22 protein-coding genes are annotated in these 19,755 nt (G+C 70.9%); 15 read left to right on the top strand and 7 right to left on the bottom strand.

All coding sequences use genetic code 11. The features are described from left to right. Positions 1-161: 161 nt before the first annotated feature. On the bottom strand, positions 162-1,376 hold the full coding sequence (locus IEZ09_RS39885) for an epoxide hydrolase family protein (RefSeq protein WP_189259038.1): 1,215 nt from the start codon (positions 1,374-1,376) through the stop codon (positions 162-164). Positions 1,377-1,441: 65 nt separating this feature from the next. On the opposite strand from IEZ09_RS39885, the gene IEZ09_RS39880 reads away from it, so the two are divergent. Genes IEZ09_RS39880 through IEZ09_RS39855 form a run of 6 tightly spaced genes read left to right on the top strand, consistent with a single transcriptional unit; the run spans position 1,442 to position 5,282 of the window. Next, positions 1,442-1,948 carry a hypothetical protein gene (locus IEZ09_RS39880; protein ID WP_189259037.1) on the top strand — a complete coding sequence of 169 codons (507 nt, stop codon included), beginning with the start codon at positions 1,442-1,444 and terminating at the stop codon, positions 1,946-1,948. After that, positions 1,945-2,925, top strand: coding sequence for a hypothetical protein (locus IEZ09_RS39875; RefSeq protein ID WP_189259036.1), 981 nt, complete (start codon positions 1,945-1,947; stop codon positions 2,923-2,925). Before IEZ09_RS39880 ends, IEZ09_RS39875 begins: the two co-directional genes overlap by 4 nt. 60 nt (positions 2,926-2,985) lie before the next feature. After that, positions 2,986-3,417, top strand: a complete 432-nt coding sequence (locus IEZ09_RS39870) for a hypothetical protein (RefSeq protein ID WP_189259035.1) — start codon at positions 2,986-2,988, stop codon at positions 3,415-3,417. Further along, positions 3,414-4,643: an NRAMP family divalent metal transporter gene (locus IEZ09_RS39865; RefSeq protein ID WP_189259034.1), complete on the top strand. Its 1,230-nt coding sequence runs from the start codon at positions 3,414-3,416 to the stop codon at positions 4,641-4,643. Before IEZ09_RS39870 ends, IEZ09_RS39865 begins: the two co-directional genes overlap by 4 nt. After that, positions 4,640-5,029, top strand: a complete 390-nt coding sequence (locus IEZ09_RS39860) for a PRC-barrel domain-containing protein (protein WP_189259033.1) — start codon at positions 4,640-4,642, stop codon at positions 5,027-5,029. Before IEZ09_RS39865 ends, IEZ09_RS39860 begins: the two co-directional genes overlap by 4 nt. After that, on the top strand, positions 5,016-5,282 hold the full coding sequence (locus IEZ09_RS39855) for a PRC-barrel domain-containing protein (RefSeq protein WP_189259032.1): 267 nt from the start codon (positions 5,016-5,018) through the stop codon (positions 5,280-5,282). The genes IEZ09_RS39860 and IEZ09_RS39855 overlap by 14 nt, the downstream gene beginning before the upstream one ends. Positions 5,283-5,395: 113 nt before the next feature. Here the strand turns inward: IEZ09_RS39855 and IEZ09_RS39850 are convergent, their stop codons facing one another. After that, positions 5,396-7,603, bottom strand: coding sequence for a transglycosylase domain-containing protein (locus tag IEZ09_RS39850; RefSeq protein ID WP_229813363.1), 2,208 nt, complete (start codon positions 7,601-7,603; stop codon positions 5,396-5,398). Positions 7,604-7,777: 174 nt separating this feature from the next. Between IEZ09_RS39850 and IEZ09_RS39845 the strand changes: the two genes are divergently transcribed. The 7 genes from IEZ09_RS39845 (at position 7,778) to IEZ09_RS39815 (ending at position 13,118) form a co-directional block, all read left to right on the top strand. Beyond that, positions 7,778-8,584: a lysozyme gene (locus IEZ09_RS39845; RefSeq protein ID WP_189259031.1), complete on the top strand. Its 807-nt coding sequence runs from the start codon at positions 7,778-7,780 to the stop codon at positions 8,582-8,584. A 3-nt stretch (positions 8,585-8,587) separates the two neighbouring features. After that, positions 8,588-8,977 (top strand): hypothetical protein, encoded by a 390-nt coding sequence (locus tag IEZ09_RS39840; RefSeq protein WP_189259030.1) that lies wholly within the window; start codon positions 8,588-8,590, stop codon positions 8,975-8,977. Positions 8,978-9,061: 84 nt separating this feature from the next. Beyond that, the gene (locus IEZ09_RS39835) at positions 9,062-9,592 is read left to right on the top strand and encodes a hypothetical protein (protein ID WP_189259029.1); all 531 of its coding nucleotides are present in this window, start codon (positions 9,062-9,064) and stop codon (positions 9,590-9,592) included. A 188-nt stretch (positions 9,593-9,780) separates the two neighbouring features. Next, positions 9,781-10,365 carry a hypothetical protein gene (locus tag IEZ09_RS39830; RefSeq protein WP_189259028.1) on the top strand — a complete coding sequence of 195 codons (585 nt, stop codon included), beginning with the start codon at positions 9,781-9,783 and terminating at the stop codon, positions 10,363-10,365. Beyond that, positions 10,362-11,072, top strand: coding sequence for a hypothetical protein (locus IEZ09_RS39825; RefSeq protein ID WP_189259027.1), 711 nt, complete (start codon positions 10,362-10,364; stop codon positions 11,070-11,072). Before IEZ09_RS39830 ends, IEZ09_RS39825 begins: the two co-directional genes overlap by 4 nt. Before the next feature lie 16 nt (positions 11,073-11,088). Next, the gene (locus IEZ09_RS39820) at positions 11,089-11,952 is read left to right on the top strand and encodes a DUF3152 domain-containing protein (protein WP_229813361.1); all 864 of its coding nucleotides are present in this window, start codon (positions 11,089-11,091) and stop codon (positions 11,950-11,952) included. After that, a complete protein-coding gene (locus IEZ09_RS39815) occupies positions 11,949-13,118 on the top strand; it encodes a glycosyltransferase (protein WP_189259026.1) in 1,170 nt (389 codons plus the stop codon). Before IEZ09_RS39820 ends, IEZ09_RS39815 begins: the two co-directional genes overlap by 4 nt. 152 nt (positions 13,119-13,270) lie before the next feature. Here the strand turns inward: IEZ09_RS39815 and IEZ09_RS39810 are convergent, their stop codons facing one another. Further along, positions 13,271-13,714 (bottom strand): VOC family protein, encoded by a 444-nt coding sequence (locus IEZ09_RS39810; RefSeq protein ID WP_189259025.1) that lies wholly within the window; start codon positions 13,712-13,714, stop codon positions 13,271-13,273. A 108-nt stretch (positions 13,715-13,822) separates the two neighbouring features. Between IEZ09_RS39810 and IEZ09_RS39805 the strand changes: the two genes are divergently transcribed. After that, positions 13,823-14,806 (top strand): helix-turn-helix transcriptional regulator, encoded by a 984-nt coding sequence (locus IEZ09_RS39805; protein WP_189259024.1) that lies wholly within the window; start codon positions 13,823-13,825, stop codon positions 14,804-14,806. Here IEZ09_RS39805 and IEZ09_RS39800 read toward each other — a convergent pair. Both IEZ09_RS39800 and IEZ09_RS39795 read right to left on the bottom strand, forming a co-directional pair. Next, positions 14,803-15,072 carry a GlsB/YeaQ/YmgE family stress response membrane protein gene (locus tag IEZ09_RS39800; protein ID WP_189259023.1) on the bottom strand — a complete coding sequence of 90 codons (270 nt, stop codon included), beginning with the start codon at positions 15,070-15,072 and terminating at the stop codon, positions 14,803-14,805. The genes IEZ09_RS39805 and IEZ09_RS39800 overlap by 4 nt on opposite strands. Before the next feature lie 4 nt (positions 15,073-15,076). Beyond that, positions 15,077-15,961: a sporulation protein gene (locus IEZ09_RS39795; RefSeq protein ID WP_189259022.1), complete on the bottom strand. Its 885-nt coding sequence runs from the start codon at positions 15,959-15,961 to the stop codon at positions 15,077-15,079. Between the two features lie 286 nt (positions 15,962-16,247). Here IEZ09_RS39795 and IEZ09_RS39790 point away from each other — a divergent pair, with 286 nt between their 5' ends. Further along, positions 16,248-17,981, top strand: a complete 1,734-nt coding sequence (locus tag IEZ09_RS39790; RefSeq protein WP_229813360.1) for an ABC transporter ATP-binding protein — start codon at positions 16,248-16,250, stop codon at positions 17,979-17,981. Here the strand turns inward: IEZ09_RS39790 and IEZ09_RS39785 are convergent. Continuing rightward, positions 17,963-19,078, bottom strand: coding sequence for a sensor histidine kinase (locus IEZ09_RS39785; RefSeq protein WP_229813359.1), 1,116 nt, complete (start codon positions 19,076-19,078; stop codon positions 17,963-17,965). The two genes, IEZ09_RS39790 and IEZ09_RS39785, sit on opposite strands and share 19 nt — an antisense overlap. Continuing rightward, a complete protein-coding gene (locus tag IEZ09_RS39780; RefSeq protein WP_189259021.1) occupies positions 19,075-19,728 on the bottom strand; it encodes a response regulator in 654 nt (217 codons plus the stop codon). The genes IEZ09_RS39785 and IEZ09_RS39780 overlap by 4 nt, the downstream gene beginning before the upstream one ends. Positions 19,729-19,755 lie beyond the last annotated feature (27 nt).

Raw genomic sequence — 19,755 nt, 5'->3', positions numbered from 1 at the left:
TGCTCCTGACCCAAGCCAGTTGATCACCTGTGTTGCGACGACCCCTCGAATCCACCCCTGACGTGGATGAAGGAGCCCTTCATCCCACCCCCCAGCACGCGCGCAAGCCGGGCAAAGCAGGCGTAGTCCTTCGCGGGGCGGCGTGGATCCGAGTGCGTGAGTCAGGGCCTGCGGCCGCGGAACGTGCGGCGCAGGTCGTTCACCCAGGCGTCCGGGTTCTCCCAGGGGATGAAGTGACCGCCGTGGTCGTGGGCGTTCACGTTGACGTGGTTGAACCAGGCAGCCTGCGGGCCGTTCTCGAACGCACGGACGCGCTCGTCGGCGGTGTGGATGCCGGGCGGGTTCTCGTAGGTGACGAAGGTGAGGCCGGTCGGGGCCTGCACGACCGGGGTGCGGTCGTGGGAGGGGGTCCACGGGTAGCGGTTGGCGTTGGCGTAGTAGCGCATCGAGGTGGCGATGGAGTTGGTGGCCCAGTAGATCGTGGCGTGGGTGAGCAGGTCGTCCCTGGTGAAGACCGACTCGACGTCGCCGCCGTTGTCGCTCCAGGCGGTCCAGCGTTCGAGCAGCCAGGCGAGCAGTCCGGCCGGGGAGTCGCTCAGGCCGTGGGCCAGGGTGGCGCCGTCGATCATGTGCACGGCGAGGTGGGACGCCCAGCGGCGGTCCTGCTCGACGATGCGGGCCCTGACGTCGGCCGGCTGGTCGTCGGTGAGCGGGCGGTTGCGGGCGAAGTCCCAGGCGCGGGGGCCGGTGAAGAAGTCGAGCGGCAGTCCGGAACCGATGTGGATGCCGTACAGCGCGTCGGCGTACTTGTGGCCGAGCTGGCTGGAGACGATCCCGCCGATGTCGCAGCCCCCGGCGGCGTACTTCTCGTAGCCCAGGGTCTCGGTCATCAGGACGTGCCAGAGGTCGGCGACCTTCCAGAAGTTGACGTCGGGAAAGCCGGTGAGCGGGCCGGGGAAACCGAAGCCGGGCAGGGACGGCACGATGACGTCGAACGCGTCGGCGGGGTCACCGCCGGACGCGGCGGGGTCGGCGAGCGGGTCGATCACCTTCGACCAGTGCCAGAACGTCCACGGCCAGCCGTGGGTGAGGATCAGCGGGATCGGGCGGGGTCCGCGGCCGGGTTTGCGCAGGAAGTGCAGCGGGATGTTCCTCACGGTCACCTGGTGGTGGTCGTAGGCGTTGATCGCGGCCTCGGCCTTGCGCCAGTCGAAGTCGGTGCGCCAGTAGTCGACCAGTTCGCTCAGGTAGCTCGCCGGGACGCCGTACGACCAGTCGTCGTTGCCCTCGTCCAGCGGCGCGCGCGTGCGAGCGAGGCGGGCTTTGAGGTCGTCGAGAACCTCGTCGGACACGTGGATCGGCGTGGGCTCCAGCACGCCACCCGATGCTACCGAGTCGTTTGCCCTGTAACGCTCCGCGCGGCCGGTCGGATTAACCCGCCGTGGCAGACGAGTTGATCCGCGTGACCGGCGACAACGTCGTGTTCGGCGAATCGGTGAAGCGCATCGCGGAGTCGTTGAAGCCGTTGGGCCCGGCGGGCAGGCACGTCGCCGAGTCGTACGCCCTGGACGCGGAGATGCGCCGGATCCGCCTGGAGGAGACCCAGGCCGCCGACGCCAAGGAGATCAAGCTCAAACTGCTGGACCAGCGCAGGCAGGAGTCCTCGGCGTCGCTGCGGCAGATGCGCAAGGAGCTGGGCCGCGCCGACAACAGCGCGCAGGCGCTGCGCGAGTGCATGGTCAACATGCAGCGCGCGACCGTCGAACCGGGGCTGCCGCTGGCCGAACGCCGTGCGTACATCGAGCTGACCCAGCACTTCACCACCGCGCTCGTGCGGCACCACTCCGACCTCACCGGCGGAGTCGCCGACGTCATCGACAAGGTGCTCAACGGATCCGGCGCGACCGCTCTGGCGCCCGCCCGCCGCCGGTCCGGCAGGCGTCGTTGACGCCCGCCAGACGCGGCGGGTGCGGGTGTGCCGTCCCGCTGCTCGGCCTGTTCCTGCTGTTCTTCGGTCTGCCGCTGACCATGCTGCTGGTGGCACCGGCGATCGCGGCGCACATCGTGGCCGGTGCGTCGCAGGCTCAGGCGGTCTACCTCCAGGAGTGGCTGTGGGCCTCGACCGGGTCGCTGCCGCTGGCCCTGGTGCTGGTCCGGTCGGTGCTGAACAGGAACGGGCGGCTGCGGCGTCAGCGGCTGGTCAAGCGCTGGCCGGGGATGCTCGCGCGGGCTCTGGCATTGCTCGGCGTGATGAACGCGACCGCCTTCCTGACGTTGAACCCCGGCGAGCACGTCATCGAGGACGGCATGGGCCCGCTCCTCGGTGCGGCGGCCGCGGGCATCGGCGCGCTCATCGCCGTGTCGCTCTGGGACCGGCGCCCGCGGCGAGTCACGCTTGGCGAGGTCCGCACGGCGGCCGCGGAGGCGGACCGCGTGTTGCGCCGCGTCCGCGCCCAGAACGACCGCGTGCGCCGGCAGGCCGACCAGGTGCAGGCACGCCTGGTGCAGCTGCGCACCCGTCCGCCAGGCCGGCCGGACGTCGAGTTCCACGCGCTGCGCACCTTCCACCGCGAGTCCTACCAGTGCGCCGACACCGCGCACCTGGCCTACCAGTCGGCCCAGACGTCGATGCGCACGATGTCGCAGCTGGTGCGGCGAGCGCGGTTCGCCCCGCATCGCCTGGGCCTGCCGGGCCGGGCTCGCGCCGAGATGCACGCCGCCGCAACGCACCTCGCCCAGTCGCACCTCGAGCTCCGCGCCCAGGTCGACCAGGGACTGGGCATGGTGCGCACCCTGAACGCCAACACCTCGGAGCTCAAGTTCGAGATCCGCGACAGCTGCGGTCCGCAGGGCGAGGAGTGGTTCGAGGCGCTGGAGCTGCGGATCGAGAAGGCACGCGAGGAGCGCGCCGGCGGCCTGCGCTGACCGAGGTTTGGACCGTCGGAAGACGGGTAAGCGTTCGGTGTGCGAACGCGTCGGTGGGCAGTGTTGATCAGCCTGGGTGCGGTGCTGCTCGCGCTCGTGTTGCTGGGTGTCTGGCCCACGACGTCCGGCCAGTTTCGGTCCACAGTGGAATCCAGCGTGCAGGACGCGGTCTCCTCCGTGGGCACCGCGCGCACAACCGGGCAAACCGCGTTGCGGGGCAACACCTTCGGCGCGTACGAGTCCACTGTGCTCGACGACACCCGCAAGAGCGTGGCGACGGCGATCACGGACGTCGTCGAGTCCGAAGTGCCTGATCAGGACTCCCGGCGGCTCCGCGACGAAGTGCTGCCGTTGTTGCAGGAGTCCGCGCGGCTCATCGGTGATCTGGGCACCGGCCTCGACTCGGACGACCGGGGCCTGGCGTCGAGCGCGACGGACGGGCTCGCCGAGGTGGGGGAGCGGCTGACTGCGGCGCTGGAGGGGTTGCGGTGAAGCGGTTCCTGGCCGTCACGCTCGGCATCCTCACCGCGATCGGCGGCTTCGTCGACATCGGCGACCTCGTGGCGAACTCCGAGACCGGCGCCCGGTTCGGCATGCGGCTCGCCTGGGTCGTCGTGGTCGGTGTCATCGGCATCTGCCTCTACGCCGAGATGTCGGGCCGGGTCGCCGCCGTCAGCGGCCGGCCCGTGTTCGACCTCGTGCGGGAACGGCTCGGCGCCCGCGTCGCCCTGGCCAACCTGGCCGGGTCCTACCTCGTCACCCTGCTCACCCTGAGCGCGGAGATCGGTGGTGTCGCGCTCGCGATCGAGCTGGCCACGAGCGTGCACTACCTGCTGTGGGTGCCGATCGCGGCTTTCGTGCTGTGGGTCGTGCTGTGGAAGGTGAAGTTCGAGCCCATGGAACGGGTGTTCGGGCTCGCCGGGCTGGCACTCGTCGTGTTCGTCGTCGCCCTCATCGCGCTCGACCCGCCGTGGGCGCAGCTCGGGCAGCAGGTCACGAGCCCCGTCCCACCGGCCACTGAGGACTGGGGGACCTACGGGTTCTTCGCCGTCGCGCTGTTCGCCGCGGCCATGACGCCGTACGAGGTGTTCTTCTTCTCCTCTGGCGGGGTCGAGGAGAAGTGGACGTCGCGCGACCTCGCGATCTCGCGGGTCAACGTCTTCGTCGGCTTTCCCCTCGGCGGGGTGCTCTCGCTGGCGGTCATGGGCTGTGCGGCGGTCGTCTACGAGCCGCTCCAGGCCCAGGTCGACACCCTCGGGCAGACCGCGCTGCCGGTGGCGATGGCGCTCGGCAAGCTCGGGCTGGTCGTGGTGATCCTCGGGTTCTTCGCGGCGACGTTCGGCGCGGCGCTCGAGACCGGTCTGTCCGCCGGGTACACGGTGGCGCAGTACTTCGGCTGGCAGTGGGGCAAGCTCGTCCGGCCCAGGCAGGCCGCGCGCTTCCACACCGTCGTGCTCATCAGCGTGCTGCTCGGGGTCGCGCTGTTGCTCACGACGGCCGACCCGATCGCGATCACGGAGTACTCGCTGGTGTTCAGCGCGGTCGCGTTGCCGTTGACCTACCTGCCGATCCTGATCGTCGCGAACGACCGCGACTACCTGGGCGACGAGGTGAACAGCCCGCTCACCAACGTGCTGGGCGTGACGTACCTGGTGATCATTCTCGTCGCGGCGATCGCCGCGGTGCCGCTGATGATCCTGACGGGGATGGGATCGTGACGAACGAAGTGCTGCGGGTCGACTTCGACCTGCTGGACCGCCAGATCGTCGATCTGGACGGCCATCCCGTCGGCAAGGTCGACGACGTCGAGTTCGGCACGACCGCGGACGGCCGGCCGTTCGTGGCCGCGATCCTCGTCGGTCACCACGCGCTGGGCGAGCGGATCGGGGGAAGGCTCGGCCGGTGGATGGCCGCCGTGGCACGGCGGTTGCACACGACCGGCGACCCGCAGCCGCTGCGCATCCCGTTCGAGCGGGTCGCGGAGATCGGCAGCGCGATCCGGCTCGACGTCCGGCACGAGCTGCTGAACACGCCCGCGTTGGAGCTGTGGTTGCGCGACAACGTGATCGGACGCATTCCGGGAGCCTCTGATGCTGGCCAGTGACCTGCTGGGACGCCCGGTCCGCGACCGCGACGGCAAGCCGCTCGGCCGGGTGGCCGACCTGCTGACCGAACCGGACGAGCACGGCAGGCAGCGGGTGGTCCGGGTGCTCGTGACGCCACGCCGGCGCGGCCGTCTGCTCGGGTTCGAACGGCCCGGCATCCAACGGCCCTGGCTGCTCGAACGGATCTCCTCCCTGCTGCACCGCGGGACGCGCGAGGTGCCGTGGGAGGACATCGACTGGTCAGCGGAATGAGGGTCACCGGGTGGCGACCAGGCGCATCGTCTCCAGCGCGGAATCCGCGAGGTCGGGCAGGTACATGCCCGCTTCGTCGCCGCTGCGCAGGTAGTCGGCGACAGGCCGGATGATCAGCTCGTCGGTGGTGCGGAGGTGGTCGACGGGGCAGGACCGGCGTCCACCGGTGCCCGCATCCGCGCGTCCCCGTGCCGATAGCGGTCCTCGACCTGCGGCAACGGCTTCTCCGGCAGGTCGGCGTGCACCTTCGTCATCGTGTCGAACCACGTGGCCGCGGGCACGGTGCCGCCGTAGATGTTGCCCTCGGCGCACAGCCGGGGCGGCCCCGCGCCGACGCAGATGCCCTTCGGCGAGGTGCTGTCGTTGAACACCTGCACGGCACCGGCGTAGTCGGGCGTGGCGCCCAGGTACGCGGCCGACTTGTACTCCTCGGTCGTGCCGGTCTTGCCCATCATCGGGCGCTTCCAGCCGGCCTTGCGGGCGGTGAACGCCGCGGTGCCCATGCCCTTGCTGTCCTCGCTCAGGCCGACGGCGAGAGCGTTGGCGAGAGGCTCCGGTACGGCCTGTTCGCACGGCGGCCGCTTCAGCTCCACCGCTTTGCCGTCCCTGTCGACGATCCGCCGCACCGGGGTGGGCTTGCACCAGACACCACCGCTGATGATCGTCGCGGCGACGTTCGCGAGTTCGAGCGTGCTCGACGGGGCGGGTCCCAGGGTGAACGACGCGTTGCGGTTGGCCTTGTAGAACTCGGCCTGCGAGACGCGCAGTTCCTTGGCTGCCTTCGGATCCGGCGCCACCCCGGCGATGTTCGTCGCCATCGTCCTGCGCATGCCGAGCCGGGAGGCCATGTCCACCACGGCATCCAGTCCCGTCTGCTCCTCCAGGATGACGAACGCCGTGTTGGGCGAGGTCGCGAGTGCCTGCCGCAACGGCATCCGCGGCGGGTAGCGGTCGTTGTGGTTGGCCAGGCAGTACCAGTACGTGTTCGGTTCACCCGTGGGAGGGCAGGACGCCGCACCGCCCTTGAACACCTTCGAGGTGTGGGTGTTGGGAGCGGCGACCACCGTGTCGATGCCGAAGCCCTTCTCCAGCGCGGCGGCCGCGGTGAAGACCTTGTAGACCGATCCCGTGCCGAACTTGTTCTCCACCCCGCTCGGCAGGTCGAACTGGGTCTCGAACTCCTCCTTCTTCAGGCCGAAGTCGCGGTTGGCCACCAGTGCGACGACCTCGTGCGCGTCCTTGCCCGGCCGCACGACCGCCATGGTGTTGGCGACGCCGGGCGTGGTCTTCGGTGCCTGTGCCTCGACAGCCTTCTTCGCGTGCTCGGTGATCTTCGGGTCGAGCGTGGTCTCCACCCGGTAGCCGCCGATCTTCAGCTCGTCGAGGTCGAAGCCCGCCTCCGTCAGGTACTCGAGGAGGAACGAGCAGAAGAACCCGTACGACGGCCCGGCGCCGACGCAGCCGGTCTGCAGTGGACGGACGGGTTCGCTCAGGCCGAGGGGAGCGGACTTGTGACGTTCCGCTTCGTCTTTCGGCAGCTTCTCGTCCGCCACCATCGCGTCGATCACGAGGTTCCTGCGTTCGACGGCCTTGTCGGGACGCGCCTCCGGATCCAGCGCCGTCGGGCTGTTGACCATGCCGGCGAGCGTCGCGGCCTGGGTGAGCGTCAGCTTGTCCGGGGTCGTGTCGAAGTAGGCCTGGGCCGCGGCGGCGACACCGAAGATCGTCGACCCGAACGGGACGAGGTCGAGATAACGCGCGAGGATCTCGTCCTTGCTCAGCGCGGTTTCCAGGCCCACCGCGATGCGTGCCTCGCGGAGCTTGCGCGTGATGCTCTGCTCCTGGGCCGCGCGCTGGGCGTTCTTGTCGGTGCGGGCGAGCACGTGCACGAGGTAGTTCTTCACGTACTGCTGGGTCAGGGTGGACGCGCCCTGCTGCACCGAACCGCTCGAGTTGTTGCGGGCGGCGGCACGCAGGGTCGCGAGCCAGTCGACGCCGTGATGGTCGTAGAACCGGCGGTCCTCGATCGCGAGCAATGCGGTCTTCATGTGCGGGGAGATCCGGTCCGGTGGCGTCCGCACCCGGTACTGGTCGTACAGGTGGGCGATCGGCGCGCCGCCGGAATCCGTCACCGTCGTCATCAGCGGTGGATCCGTGTTCAGCATGAGGGCGAGGGTGTCCTTCACCTGATCGCTGATCTTGTTGGACAACGCGCCGAGCGTCGCCGTGGCGGGAAAGAGAAGTCCGGCCACGAGAACGCCGGCGAGCACGCAGCACCCGGCGAGCTTGCCGGCGCAGCGCGCGATCGGTGTGCGAACCACGATGAGACTCCCCTCGCCGAGTGCGGTTTCCGGCGGTTACCCGGCGAATCGGCGATCAGGCGTCCACCCCGGCTGGCTCACTCTCTCGTGTCAACAAGGCGTGAGGCCGGTTTTTCCGTTTCCGGCAGGGGTAGCTGGCCTGGCAGGACCATTCATGAGCGGGGAGGAAAACCAATGCCGTCGCAACCACGTGCTGGTTATCGTCTTGTTCGCACTGCTGCGATCGCGTTGGTCGTCAGCGTGCTGAGTCCCGCGCCCGCGCACGCGGACGAGGGGCAGGAAGATCACCCGGCGGGCTCGCAGATCGCCAAGCACGAAGGCACCGGTGAGATGCCGTTGACACCACCGGAGCTCGGCGTGGGCCGGGTGGACGGCATGGACGTCAGCAGCCATCAGGGGAAAGTCGACTGGGGTCACCACTGGCGTTCGGGCAAGCGGTTCGCCTACGTCAAGGCCACCGAGGGAACCGGCTACCGCAACCCGAACTTCACCCAGCAGTACAACGGATCCGCGGCCGTCGGGATGATCAGGGGCTCCTACCACTTCGCTCTGCCCAACCGTTCCGACGGCGCGACGCAGGCCCGGTTCTTCGTGCAGAACGGCGGAGGCTGGTCGCGCGACGGCAAGACGCTCCCGGGAACGCTCGACATCGAGTACAACCCGTACGGCGGCGACATCTGCTACGGCCTGAACCACGCCGCGATGGTGGGCTGGATCCGCAGCTTCAGCGACACCTACCACGCGCTCACGAAGCGCTGGCCGGTGATCTACACGTCGACCCTGTGGTGGGACAGGTGCACCGGCCGCACCGGCGACTTCACCTCCACCAACGCGTTGTGGGTGGCGAGGTACGCGCCCGCCGTCGGTCCGATGCCGTTCAAGTGGCCGTTCCACACCATCTGGCAGTACACGTCGTCGCCGATCGACCAGAACGTGTTCAACGGTGGCGCCGACCGGCTCGCGGCACTGGCCACAGGATGAGTGATGCGCGGCCCGGTCCGCAGGTCGGAACTCGTCCTGCTCGTCTTCCTCGCCGTGGTCTTCGCGGTGTCGTCGACGGTCGTGGTGGGTTCCGTCGTGCACATCGAGCGGGCCGGTCTCGCCGTCGACGGGCTGGAGGACGGCGCGGTGCTTGCGGCCGCGGCCGTGCAGGACGTCAGCGTCACTGCGGGTGACCCGAAGACGTTGGATCGGGTGGAAGTTCTCGTCGACGACTCGGCTGTCGCCACGCACCGCGACGGAAACCGGTTGACACTGCGCGGTTTCGCACCGTCCGAAGGGGACCACACGCTGCTCGTCCGTGTTCGCAACGCCACTCCGTTGCTGCTGGACGCCAAGGTCGAGCACGCGTTCACCGTCACTCGATGCGGTTGAACCGGGCGTGCCCGCGTGCTTTTCGTGATCACGTGGGTACCAGCCGACTGACCGATCGACTCTGCGAGAGTCCCAGGAGGACAGATGAAGACGAGGACAACCGCCCTGGCCGCGTTGTGCGCGGCGATTCCGCTGGTGCTCGCCCCCGCGGCCGCGAACGCGGTCGCGTGCCTCGGCAACTTCAGCGACACAGTCGGCACCCTCACGAAGATCACGCGCGAGGAGTTCGTGTCGCGGGTCTGCGCCGCGCACCTCCAACCAGGAACAGACCGCAGGGACGTCCAGGAGCTCAAGGACGTCGTGCTGCCCAAGGCCGTGTCCGGCCTCGGCGGTCTGGAGCAGATCTACGCACGGGCCAAGCCGGTCCTCGACGGCGCCGTGGAGAAGTGCTACTCGCCGCAGGACTACTGCAGCCCGGACGCCGTCGGGCGGGCCACCCGCTGCCTGAAGGACGAACTGCCGGACCTGGCCATGACCACGCTCGGCCCGGAAGCGCTCGCCGCCGGCTGTGAAGGGCTCAAGGCCGCGGCCGCGACCGACCCGCAGGCTCTGCGCGAGAGGGCCAGGACGGCTGCCGAGTCCTACCTCGGTCACCTGCGCACCAGGCAGGGCTGATCCCGGTACGGGACCGAAGGCGCGCCGGAGCACGGCGCGCCTTTCGACTGCACTCGGGCGGGTCGTTCCCGGTGACACTCCGTGAGGAATTCACCGATGAGGGTGCTTACCTCGTCAAGAATGTCTGGCAGGTCCGTCCACGGGTATTTACCAGCACCAAGGCCCACGTTCAGGAAAGGACAAAGGCAATGGCCATCGAAGACCTCCTGAACGAGGGACCCAGGACATTTCGCACCCGGTGGTTCGGCTACGACCGCGCCCAGGTGGACGAGGAGTACGCCCGGCTCGAAGGACAGCTCGACGTCGCCCGCACCGATCGGGACGCGGCCCTCGCCACCGCCGAGGACCTCGCCCGGCACCTGGAGGAAGCCCGCTCCGAGCTCGCCGAGTACCGGATGATCCACGCGGGCCACAGCAAGGACGACGCCGTGTCCGGGTGCATCCGCTACCTCCTGCACGTCGCGAAGCGGAAGGCGGAGGAGATCGAGACCGCTGCCCGCGTCCGCGCGGACCAGGCGGTGCGGCAGGCGGAGGAAGCCGCGGGACGGCACGCCCGCCTGCTCGACGAGACCGAGCAGGAGACCCAGCGCAGGCTCGCCGAGGCCAGCCGCCGCGCCCGCGAGATCGTCGGCGAGGCGCTGGAGCAGTCCCGCGCCATGCTCGCCGGCCTGACCGAGCGGCAACGGTTGCTGGAGCAGTGGCACGCCGAGGTCGCCTCGACACCGGACCTGCCGTTGCCGAGGCGGTCGGAAGCGGCGAGCGTGACGTCGTGACCGCCCTCGCCCCCGAACCGCGGCAGGTCACGGCCACCTGCGTGCTGGTCGACCTCCGGGACTGCGGGGTCGCCGGCGTCCGGTGGGCTGCCGCGTGCGCGGACGCGCTCGGTGTCGGGCTGGTCGTGCACGCGGCACCGGAGAACGACCCGGCGCACGCCGATGTGGCCGCTTTCCTGGCGGAGCACCCGGACCTGACCGTCCACATCGAACACCACGACTCGCCGCCCGCCCGGTGGGAAGGCGGGCTCGTGGTCATCTCCCGCTCCCGTGCGCTCGCCGCACCGCCCCTCGCCGGCCGTGACCTGCGTGACGTCGTGGTCCTGGGCGGCACGCCCGCCGCGGTCGCCGGTCGCTTCGGCGTGGTGACCGCGGTCGTCGAGTGCGTCGGCGGTGAAGGCGTGGTGCGGCGCGCGATCGCGTTCTGCCGTGCGCGACAGGCCACCCGGCTCCGCGTGCTGATGCTGCCGTTCGCGGGAACCTGCGACCCGCTCGACGCCATCGCGGACGCCGTCCACGCCGCCTGCCCCGGCGTGATCGTCGAACTGGTGCGGGAAGCGAGGTCCGTGACCGAGGAGACGGCGACGCACCCGAGCGACCTGCTCGTGGTGTCCGGCCGGGAGCGAGGCCCTGCGGAGGGCCTCCAACCGGCCGCGAGGGCGGCGTTGCACCACGCGGCCTGCCCCGTGCTGTTCAGCTGTTCGTGACAGGGGGAGTGACCTCATGACCACCGGCAGAATCGTCGTGTACGTCTTCGCCGCCATGCTGGCAGGGGTGACGATCGGCCTGCTGAAGAGCTGGCCGGCGCCGACCCGCCAGGACGTGGCGCAGCCCGAGGTTCCCGTTGTGGTGGCGAGCATCTCGGTGAAGCCGCGGCCCTCGTCACCACCGTCGTCGCCGCCGCCGTCGTCGTCCAGCTCGCCGGCACCGGCCGCGCTGGCGGCGCCCCGGCCGGGACCGGAGCTGCCGCCGGGTGAACCGGTGCTCGCTCAGGGCGAAGGCTGGTGGCGCACGGTGGCGGGCACGACCGCCCAGGTCGGCCGTGGCCGGGTGCGGACCTACTCCGTCGAGGTCGAGCAGGGTGTCGTGCCGCCGCAGGCGCAGAACGCCTTCGGTGCCGCGGTCGACGCGGCCATCGCGGATCCGCGCGGCTGGACCGCGTCCGGCGACGTCGCGTTCCGCCGGGTCGACGTGGCGGAGCCCGACGTCCGAATCCGGCTCACCGCACCGGAAACGGCGCGGGCGACCTGCGGGTTCGACCTGCCCTACGACACCTCGTGCTACGTCCGCGGTGTGGTGTACGTGAGCGCGGCGCGGTGGTTCCGCGGCGCCCAGTCGTTCGCGGGCGACCTGGAGGGGTACCGCAAGTACCTGATCAACCACGAGATCGGGCACTTCCTCGGCCGCGGCCACGAACCGTGCCCCGCCAACGGTGCTCCCGCGCCCGTGATGATGCAGCAGACCCTGTCGATCTCGAACGACAGGCTCGCCGACATCGTCGCCGGTGCGCCCCAGGGGACGGCGGTCCCGCGGGACGGCAGGACGTGCGTGCCGAACCCGTGGCCGAACCCGGAGGTGGCGAGATGAAGATCGCGATGATCTCGCTGCGGGCGAACCCGTTGACCGCGCTGCGCGACCCCGACGTGACCGGGCAACGCCTGCACGTGGCGAAGCTCGCGGAGGCACTGCACCGGCGAGGGCACGACCTGACCGTCTACACGCGACAGACGGACCGGCGCGTTCCCGCCCGCCGGCGGATCGGCGAGGGCTTCGAGGTCGTGCACGGTCCGGCAGGGCCCGTGCGGGAGCTCGGCCAGAACGACGTCGTCCCGCACATCGGGGAGTTCGCGCGGTTCCTGAACGAACGATGGGCCGGTGATCCGCCGGACGTCATCCACGCGCACCACTGGACCTCCGGCCTCGCCGCGGTCCTCAGCGCCCGGCGCACCGCAATCCCGATCGTGCAGAGCTTCCACGGACTCGAAGGCGGCGACTCCACCGGCATCGAGCGGCTGGTCGGCCGCGGAGCCTCCGGTGTGATCGCCACGTCGGCCCACGAGGCGCGGGAGCTCGGCCGGCTGGGCGTGCGCCGGTCCAGGATCTCGATCGTGCCGTGGGGCGTGGACACGAGGATCTTCACGGTGAACGGCCCAACTGCGCCGCGCAACGGGATGCCGCGCATCCTCGCGGTGGGCGCTGACGGAGCCGACGACCTGATCGTCGCGCTCACCATGGTCACCTGGACCGAGCTGGTGGTGGCCGGAAACCTGGACGACGTGGAGCTCCAGCGCCTGCGTGCGTTGGCGGCGCGGCATTGCGTCTCCGACCGGGTCGGCTTCCTCGGCCGCGTGCCGCACTCGGACATGCCCGCGTTGATCCGATCCGCGGACGTCGTGGCGTGCGCCCAGCGGCACGAACCGTTCGGGGTGGTGCCGCTGGAGGCGATGGCGTGCGGCGTGCCGGTGGTGGCGTCGGCGGTCGGTGGCCTGGCCGAGTCCGTGGTGCACGAGGTGACAGGTGTGCACGTCCCGCCGCGCAAGCCCGCGGTGCTGGCGCGGGCGCTGCGATCCCTGGTGGGAGACGACATCCGGCGCCAGGAGCTGGGGGCAGCGGGTCAGGACCGCACGCGGGTCCGCTACGCGTGGGACCGCGTGGCCCTCGACGTGGTCCGCGCCTACCAGCAGGCGACCGGCCCGGAGGTGCTCGCCGCGCAGGAACGGCGTTGCGCGACGAGCGCGGCGACCTCCCGCTGAGCTCGCACGCTCGCACGTTGTGGATGAACGGAACCTTCATCCACCCCAGGTGGACGAAGGTTCCGTTCATCCCACTCAGCACGCGCACCGGACCGGGCAAAAGACGGGCAGCTGTTGTGCCGCAAGGCTCAGAGCCGCACCCCGGCGGTTTCTCAGGCGACGTCGAGGATCCAGGTCACGCCGAACCGGTCGGTGAGCATGCCGAAGCCGGCTGCCCACGGCGCGGGACCGAAGGCCTCGATCACCACGGCCCCGTCGGCGAGGCGGTTCCAGTGCTCGGTGACCTCCTCGACGGTCTCGCCGCGCACGGAGAGGAAGAACGGCTCGTCGGTGATCGTGACGCCGTTCTCCCTGCGCGTGGTGCCCCTGGGCAGCGGTGCGTTCTCGCCCGGCACGTCGTAGGCCATGACCCGGAAGCCGTTGTCGGCGACGACCTGGCCGAACACCACGTTGCCAGCGCCTGGCAGGTCGGCGGGCATGCCGAAGTCGCCGTAGGTGGCGATGGTGGCCTTTCCACCGAACACCGACTGGTAGAACTCCAGGGCTTCCCTGGCCTCGCCGCGGAAGTTCAGGTGGGCGACTGCGTTGAGCGACATGGTGGTCCTTCGGAAGTCGTTCTGGCCGCGGGAGGTTTCCGGCGACGAGAACCACGATGTCAGCAGTAGCGGACAGGGAACGTCCGCTACTCGTGCGAGGCTTCGACCATGCCGATCGCCTCCTCCGCGACCACCTCCGGCCGCCTGCTCGCGCTGCTGTCGATGCTGCAGATCCGCCGCGACTGGCCGGGAAGCCTGCTCGCCCAGCGGCTCGGCGTCAGCGAACGCACCGTGCGCCGGGACGTCGACCGGCTGCGCGAGCTCGGCTACGCCGTCCACGCGATCAAGGGACCGGACGGCGGTTACCGGCTGGAGGCGGGCAGCGAGGTGCCGCCGTTGTTGTTCGACGAGGAGCAGGCGGTCGCGCTGGCCGTGGCGCTGCGGATCGCGGTGGGCACCGGGGCGGGCATCGAGGAGGCCGCCGCCCGCGCCCTGGTCACCGTGCGCCAGGTGCTGCCCGCCCGGTTGCGCCGCCGCGTCGACGCCCTGGAGGTCACCACCGCCGAATCGGCGCGACGTCAGGTGGACACGGAGGTTCTGCTCGCGCTGAGCAGTGCGATCCGGGCGGGTGAGGAGGTGCGGTTCGACTACCGCTCACCCGGCCGGGGCGAGGACGCCGGACCGGCCCGCCGGGTGCAGCCGCACCACCTCGTGGTCTCCGCCGGTCGCTGGTATCTCGTCGGCTGGAGCCCGGAACGTGAGGACTGGCGGACCTACCGGGCGGACCGGATGACGCTCCGCATCCCCACCGGGCCCCGGTTCACGCCGCGGGAGGTGCCAGGCGGGGACGTCGCGGCCTTTCTCTCGGCCCGCTTCAAGGGATCCGGCACCACGAACGCCTGGCCGTGCGAAGGGGAGGTGGTGCTCCACCGTCCCGTAGCGGAGGTGGCGCCGTTCGTGGGCGACGGCGTCGCCGAGGAGATCGGCGCGACCACGACCCGGCTGGTGGTCGGGTCGTGGTCGTGGGCCGCGCTCGCCGCGCGGCTGGCGCGGTTCGACACCGACGTCGACGTCGTCGCCCCGCAGGCGTTGCGCGACGCCTTCGCCGGGCTGGCGCGGCGGGCCGCCCGTGCGGCGGGAGCACCGGGCTAGTGGTGCTGGCGGCCGTAGATCCCGGCCACCAGGCTCACTCCTCCCGCGGCGAGAGCGATCTGGATGATCAGCTCGATCCAGTCGATGCCGCGCGTGTCGCCGACACCGAGCGCGTTGGCGACGAAGGTGCCGATCACCGCGGCGACGACGCCGATGAGGATGGTCATCCAGATGGGGATCCGCTGCTTCCCCGGCACGACGAGTCTGCCGAGGGCGCCGATGACCAGTCCGACGATCAGGGCGCTGAAGAGTCCGGAGATCGCCACGGGATCAGTCCTCGTCGTCGAAGAACTCGCCGGCGACCCCGCCGAGGACCATGCCGCCGACGACACCGGCCGCACCCGCGGCCATCATGCCGCCCATGCCCGGTCCACGCCTCTGGCCGTGGCCGTCGTGGTCGTAGCCCTGGTTGCCGAATCCCGCCGGCTGGTGGCCGAAGGCCGGGTTCAACTGGCCGCGCCCGGCGACCTGGGTCAGCCAGCCGGTGATCGCCGACGCCCAGTCGGTGACCTGCGCTTCCTGGTGGGAGATCCGCATCTGCCCGGTGGTGTCCCCTGAGGAGAACCCGCCGCCGCGCTTGTCGGCCTCCAGCACGACGTACAGCTCGTCCGCGCTCGCGACGAAGGTCAGCTCGACCTCGCTGACCCCGCCCGCGTACTGCGCGGGAGGGAAGAACGCGAGCTCCTGGCGGCCCGCCTCGATCTCGGTGCCGCGGAAGGTGAAACCGAGCTGCCCGAAGGCGTCCAGCACCTTGTTCTGCGACGGCAGCGGCCCGACCAGGATCGGGTCGAGGTCGCCCTTGTCCGGCGCGCCCGCGATCGTGAGCTCGGTCCGCACGCCCACGTTCACGCCCGGCAGCTGCATGCCGCCGACCGCGGTGATCGGGGTTTCCCACGGCAGCGTGAGCTGGAACGGGATCGACACGAGCTGGTTGGCGGGAACCCGCACACCCTCCTGCACGACGAGCCGGAAGAACTCGGCCTGGTGCCCCACGACGAGCGAGAGGGCGACCTGACCGATCTCGGTGTCCGAACTGCCGCCCTGGACGCGGACCTGGCCGGTGATCGCCTGGCCAGGCACGGCGTGCGGCGAGTCGAGGACCGTGTCGACGGACGGACCGCCGATTCCCAGGGCGCTCAGCATCCGGTTGAACATGATCTATCTCCTCCTGCACACCACAATGGACTGAAGCCGTGCCACCAGCTTCGTGGCGCCGGCCGGTCCGCGGCCATCTGCCGGGCGTCCGGAACACCCCGTCGGTCGGCTGGACGTGCCCCACCGGGTGGCGGGCGCCGACGCCGGACACGACCGGCCGACCGCAGGCCGCCGCTAGGGCTCCAGCCGCCTGGCTGGACCGACCGGCCGGTGCACGGATACCGCGGCCACACCGCCTCGTCGAAGATCGGAACGTACCGATCACCGACGATGGAGAAGTTTCACCGTGCGCGCCAAGTTCGACCGCCCGGCCTGGCGGATGCTCATGTCGTACGCCAGGCCGCAGCGGCGCACCGTCCTCTTCGGAGGGACGCTCGTCCTGCTGGCCGGTCTTGCGGCGGCGGCCCAGCCGCTCGCGGCGAAGGCACTGGTCGACCGGCTGGGAACGGGCGACGAGATCACCGGCTTCCTCGTGCTGCTGGTCGGCCTCGCGCTCGCCGGTGCCGCGATCGCGATGGCGGGGCAGTACCTGCTCGAACGCGCGGGCGAGTCGGTCGTCCTGGTCGCGCGGAAGCGGCTGGCCAGGCGGCTGGTCTCGCTGCGGGTGCCCGCCGTGCACCGGGCCGAGCCCGGCGACCTGCTGTCCCGGTTCACCAGCGACACGACGCTGCTGCGCGAGGTGTGCACCAACGCGCTCGTCGGGCTGGTCACCGGTGCCGTCACGACGGTCGTGATGATCGTGATGATGGGCGTGATGGACCTCGTCCTGCTCGGGGTGACCGCCGCCGTGCTGGTGGTCGTCGGCGTGCTGGCCGGTGCCGGGATGCCGATGATCGAGAAGGCGTCCCGCGCCGCCCAGGAGGCCGTCGGCGAGACCGGGGCACGGCTGGAGCGCGCGCTCGGCGCCGTCCGCACGGTCAAGGCGGCCGGTGCCGAGGCCAGGGAGATCGCCGCGATCGAGGACAGCGCAGGACGCGCGTGGCTGGCCGGAATCCGGTCGGCGCGCTGGGAGTCGATCGTCCACGGTTCCAACGGACTCGCGATCCAGGCGGCGTTCCTCGCCGTGCTCGCCGTCGGCGGCGGGCGGGTGGCGACCGGCGCCATGTCACTGTCCACTTTGGTCGCGTTCCTGCTGTTCCTCTTCTACCTGACCGAACCGATCGGGGAGCTGCTGCACGCGAGCAGCAGGCTGCAGATCGGGCTGGCCGCGGTGCGCCGCCTGGCCGAGGTGGACGGGATGCCCGCCGAGCCGGCCCCGCAGGGGACCGCGCAGCCCGGCACCGGCGCGGCACCGCTGGCGTTCGAGGACGTCCGCTTCCGGTACGGGCCGGAGCGGCCGGAGGTGCTGCGCGGCGTGAGCTTCGAGATCCCCGCGGGTGGCATGACCGCGTTCGTCGGTGCGTCCGGTGCGGGCAAGTCCACGATGTTCGGGCTGATCGAGCGCTTCTACGAGCCGGACGCCGGGCGGATCCTGCTCGACGGCCGGGCTCTCGCGGACTGGGACCTGGCGGAGCTGCGGGCGTCGATCGGGTACGTCGAACAGGACGCACCCGTGCTGTCCGGGACGTTGCGCGACAACCTCGTCTACGGCCGTCCGGAGGCCACCGACGAGGAGATCTGGGACGCCGTGGTGCAGACCCGGCTGGACACGCTGGTCGAACGGCTGCCGGACGGGCTGGACACCGCGGTCGGCCACCGCGGCAACCACCTGTCCGGTGGTGAGCGGCAACGGATCGCGCTCGCCCGCGCCCTGGTCCGGCGTCCTCGCGTGCTGCTGCTCGACGAGGTCACCTCGCAGCTCGACGCCGTCAACGAGATGGCGATCAGGGAGGTGGTCACGGCGGTGGCGAAGACGGCGACCGTGCTGGTGGTGGCGCACCGGCTGTCGACGGTCACCAGCGCCGACCGGATCGTGGTGCTGGACAACGGGATCGTGCGCGCGGTGGGCACGCACGACGAGCTGGTCGCGAACGATCCGCTCTACGCGGAGTTCGCCGCGACTCAGCTGCTGACCGGGTGAAGCGGGAGCTGCAGCCGCAGCTGGAAACCGCCGTCCGGCGTCGGTCCGGTGTGGACCTTCCCGTCGAGCAGCGCGGCCCGCTCGTGCAGACCGACGAGACCGTGGCGGGCGCTGGGCAACGCCAGCGCCGGCCTGGTCGGCGGCGTGTTGGTCACGGTGACCGTCAGGTCGGTGTCGTCGTGGCTGATGTCGACGACCGCGCTCGCTCCCGGCGCGTGCTTGCGGACGTTGGTCAGCGCTTCCTGGACCGTGCGGTAGATGGCGCGTTGCGCGGCGGGTTCCACAGTGGACGGTGCGCTGCCGACGAGCCGGGCGTCGATCGCGCTGCCCTCGACGAGCCGCTCCAGGTCGGTCAGCGTCGGCTGCGGAGCGAGCTCGGTCGCCGGGGTGCCGGAGGCGCGCAGCAGGTTCACCATGTGCCGCAGCTCGTCGAGCGTGTTCACCGACAGCTTGCGGATGTTCTCGGAGGCGTCCTTCGCGGCCGGGTCCCGCGTGCTGACCTGGAGCGCTCCCGCCTGCACCGCGATGAGGCTCACCTGGTGGGACACGACGTCGTGCATCTCGCGGGCCAGCTGGTTGCGCTCCTGGGTGAGGATCGCCTGGGCGTCCATCCGCCGCTCGTGCTCGCGGGCCTGCTTGACCTCCTCGAGCCGCAGCGCCAGCTCGCGCTGGGTGTGCAGGAACTGGCCGAGCAGGATCGGAGCGAGCGCGGTCATCGTCATGTAGATGAGGCCGAGCAGCACGTCGGTCGTCCAGAACGTCTCGCTGACGTCGGACAGCGGGAACGCGAGGCTGCCCGCGGCGAGCAGGCCGCAGCCGGTGAGCAGCCACCAGCTGCGGTACCGGGCGGACACCGAGTACAGCGCGACGATCGCGGGGACGATCGCGCCGGGCAGCACGGCGGCGGGCAGCGTCGCCGCGAAGGCCGGCAGCGGCCACCGGTCGCGCACCACGAGCGCCAGCACGGCGAGCACCGTCACGGCGACGTCGACCGGCGTCGTCTCGGAGATCTCGGTGAGCGCGGTGAGCGCTCCCTCGGCCGCGGCGACCGCGATCAGCGCGGCGGGAGCGACCCACGCCGGCATCCGGCGCGTCACGACCGGCCGTCCGCGAGGAGACCGGCCCGCTCGGCCACCAGCGCGGCCTGCACCCTGCTGCCGACCCGCAGCTTGGTGAGGATCGCGCTGACGTGGTCCTTCACCGTGCCGACGCTCACGTGGATCCGGGCGCCGATGTCCGAGTTGGACAGTCCCTCGGCGATCAGCACGAGCACCGCGCGTTCCCGCTCGCTCAGCTGCTCGACCTGCGCGGCGGCGCGCGAGTCCGCCGCAGAGCCGAGATAGCCGTCCACGACGGTCCTGGTGACCTTCGACGACAGCACCACCCCGCCCGCGGCGAGCGTGCGCACCATCTGGGCGAGCTGCTCCGGCCCGGTGTCCTTGAGGATGAAACCCGCCGCACCCGACCGCAGCGCCGTGGAGATGTACTCGTCGGAGTCGAACGTCGTCAGCATCGCGACGGTCGGCGGCGGCGTGAGCCCCTGCAGCTCGCGGAGGATCGTGAGCCCGTCCACGTCCGGCATCCGGATGTCGAGCAGCACGACGTCGGGCCGGTGCATGGCCACCTCGCGCACGGCCTGCGCCCCCGTCGCGGTGGCGACGACGTCGATGTCCCCCGCGGCCTGCAGGATCAGGCGGAAGCCCGACCGCACCAGCTCCTCGTCGTCGACGACGACCACCCGGATCATGCCTTTTCCTGGAACCCGCACACGCTC

Origin of the sequence: Lentzea flava, from assembly GCF_014648475.1 — a bacterium.
Taxonomy (GTDB): Bacteria; Actinomycetota; Actinomycetes; order Mycobacteriales; family Pseudonocardiaceae; genus Lentzea; species Lentzea flava.
The sequence above is the reverse complement of the archived record's forward strand: the minus strand, read 5'-3'. Positions and strand labels throughout refer to the sequence as shown.

What these genes read in the sequence shown, in the direction of transcription:
- IEZ09_RS39855 (WP_189259032.1), top strand. Translation starts at nt 5,016, where the DNA reads ATGCTGGCCAGTGACCTGCTGGGACGCCCGGTCCGCGACCGCGACGGC.
- IEZ09_RS39845 (WP_189259031.1), top strand. Translation starts at nt 7,778, where the DNA reads ATGCCGTCGCAACCACGTGCTGGTTATCGTCTTGTTCGCACTGCTGCG.
- IEZ09_RS39840 (WP_189259030.1), top strand. Translation starts at nt 8,588, where the DNA reads ATGCGCGGCCCGGTCCGCAGGTCGGAACTCGTCCTGCTCGTCTTCCTC.
- IEZ09_RS39835 (WP_189259029.1), top strand. Translation starts at nt 9,062, where the DNA reads ATGAAGACGAGGACAACCGCCCTGGCCGCGTTGTGCGCGGCGATTCCG.
- IEZ09_RS39830 (WP_189259028.1), top strand. Translation starts at nt 9,781, where the DNA reads ATGGCCATCGAAGACCTCCTGAACGAGGGACCCAGGACATTTCGCACC.
- IEZ09_RS39820 (WP_229813361.1), top strand. Translation starts at nt 11,089, where the DNA reads ATGACCACCGGCAGAATCGTCGTGTACGTCTTCGCCGCCATGCTGGCA.
- IEZ09_RS39815 (WP_189259026.1), top strand. Translation starts at nt 11,949, where the DNA reads ATGAAGATCGCGATGATCTCGCTGCGGGCGAACCCGTTGACCGCGCTG.
- IEZ09_RS39810 (WP_189259025.1), bottom strand. Translation starts at nt 13,714, where the DNA reads ATGTCGCTCAACGCAGTCGCCCACCTGAACTTCCGCGGCGAGGCCAGG.
- IEZ09_RS39805 (WP_189259024.1), top strand. Translation starts at nt 13,823, where the DNA reads ATGCCGATCGCCTCCTCCGCGACCACCTCCGGCCGCCTGCTCGCGCTG.
- IEZ09_RS39795 (WP_189259022.1), bottom strand. Translation starts at nt 15,961, where the DNA reads ATGTTCAACCGGATGCTGAGCGCCCTGGGAATCGGCGGTCCGTCCGTC.
- IEZ09_RS39780 (WP_189259021.1), bottom strand. Translation starts at nt 19,728, where the DNA reads ATGATCCGGGTGGTCGTCGTCGACGACGAGGAGCTGGTGCGGTCGGGC.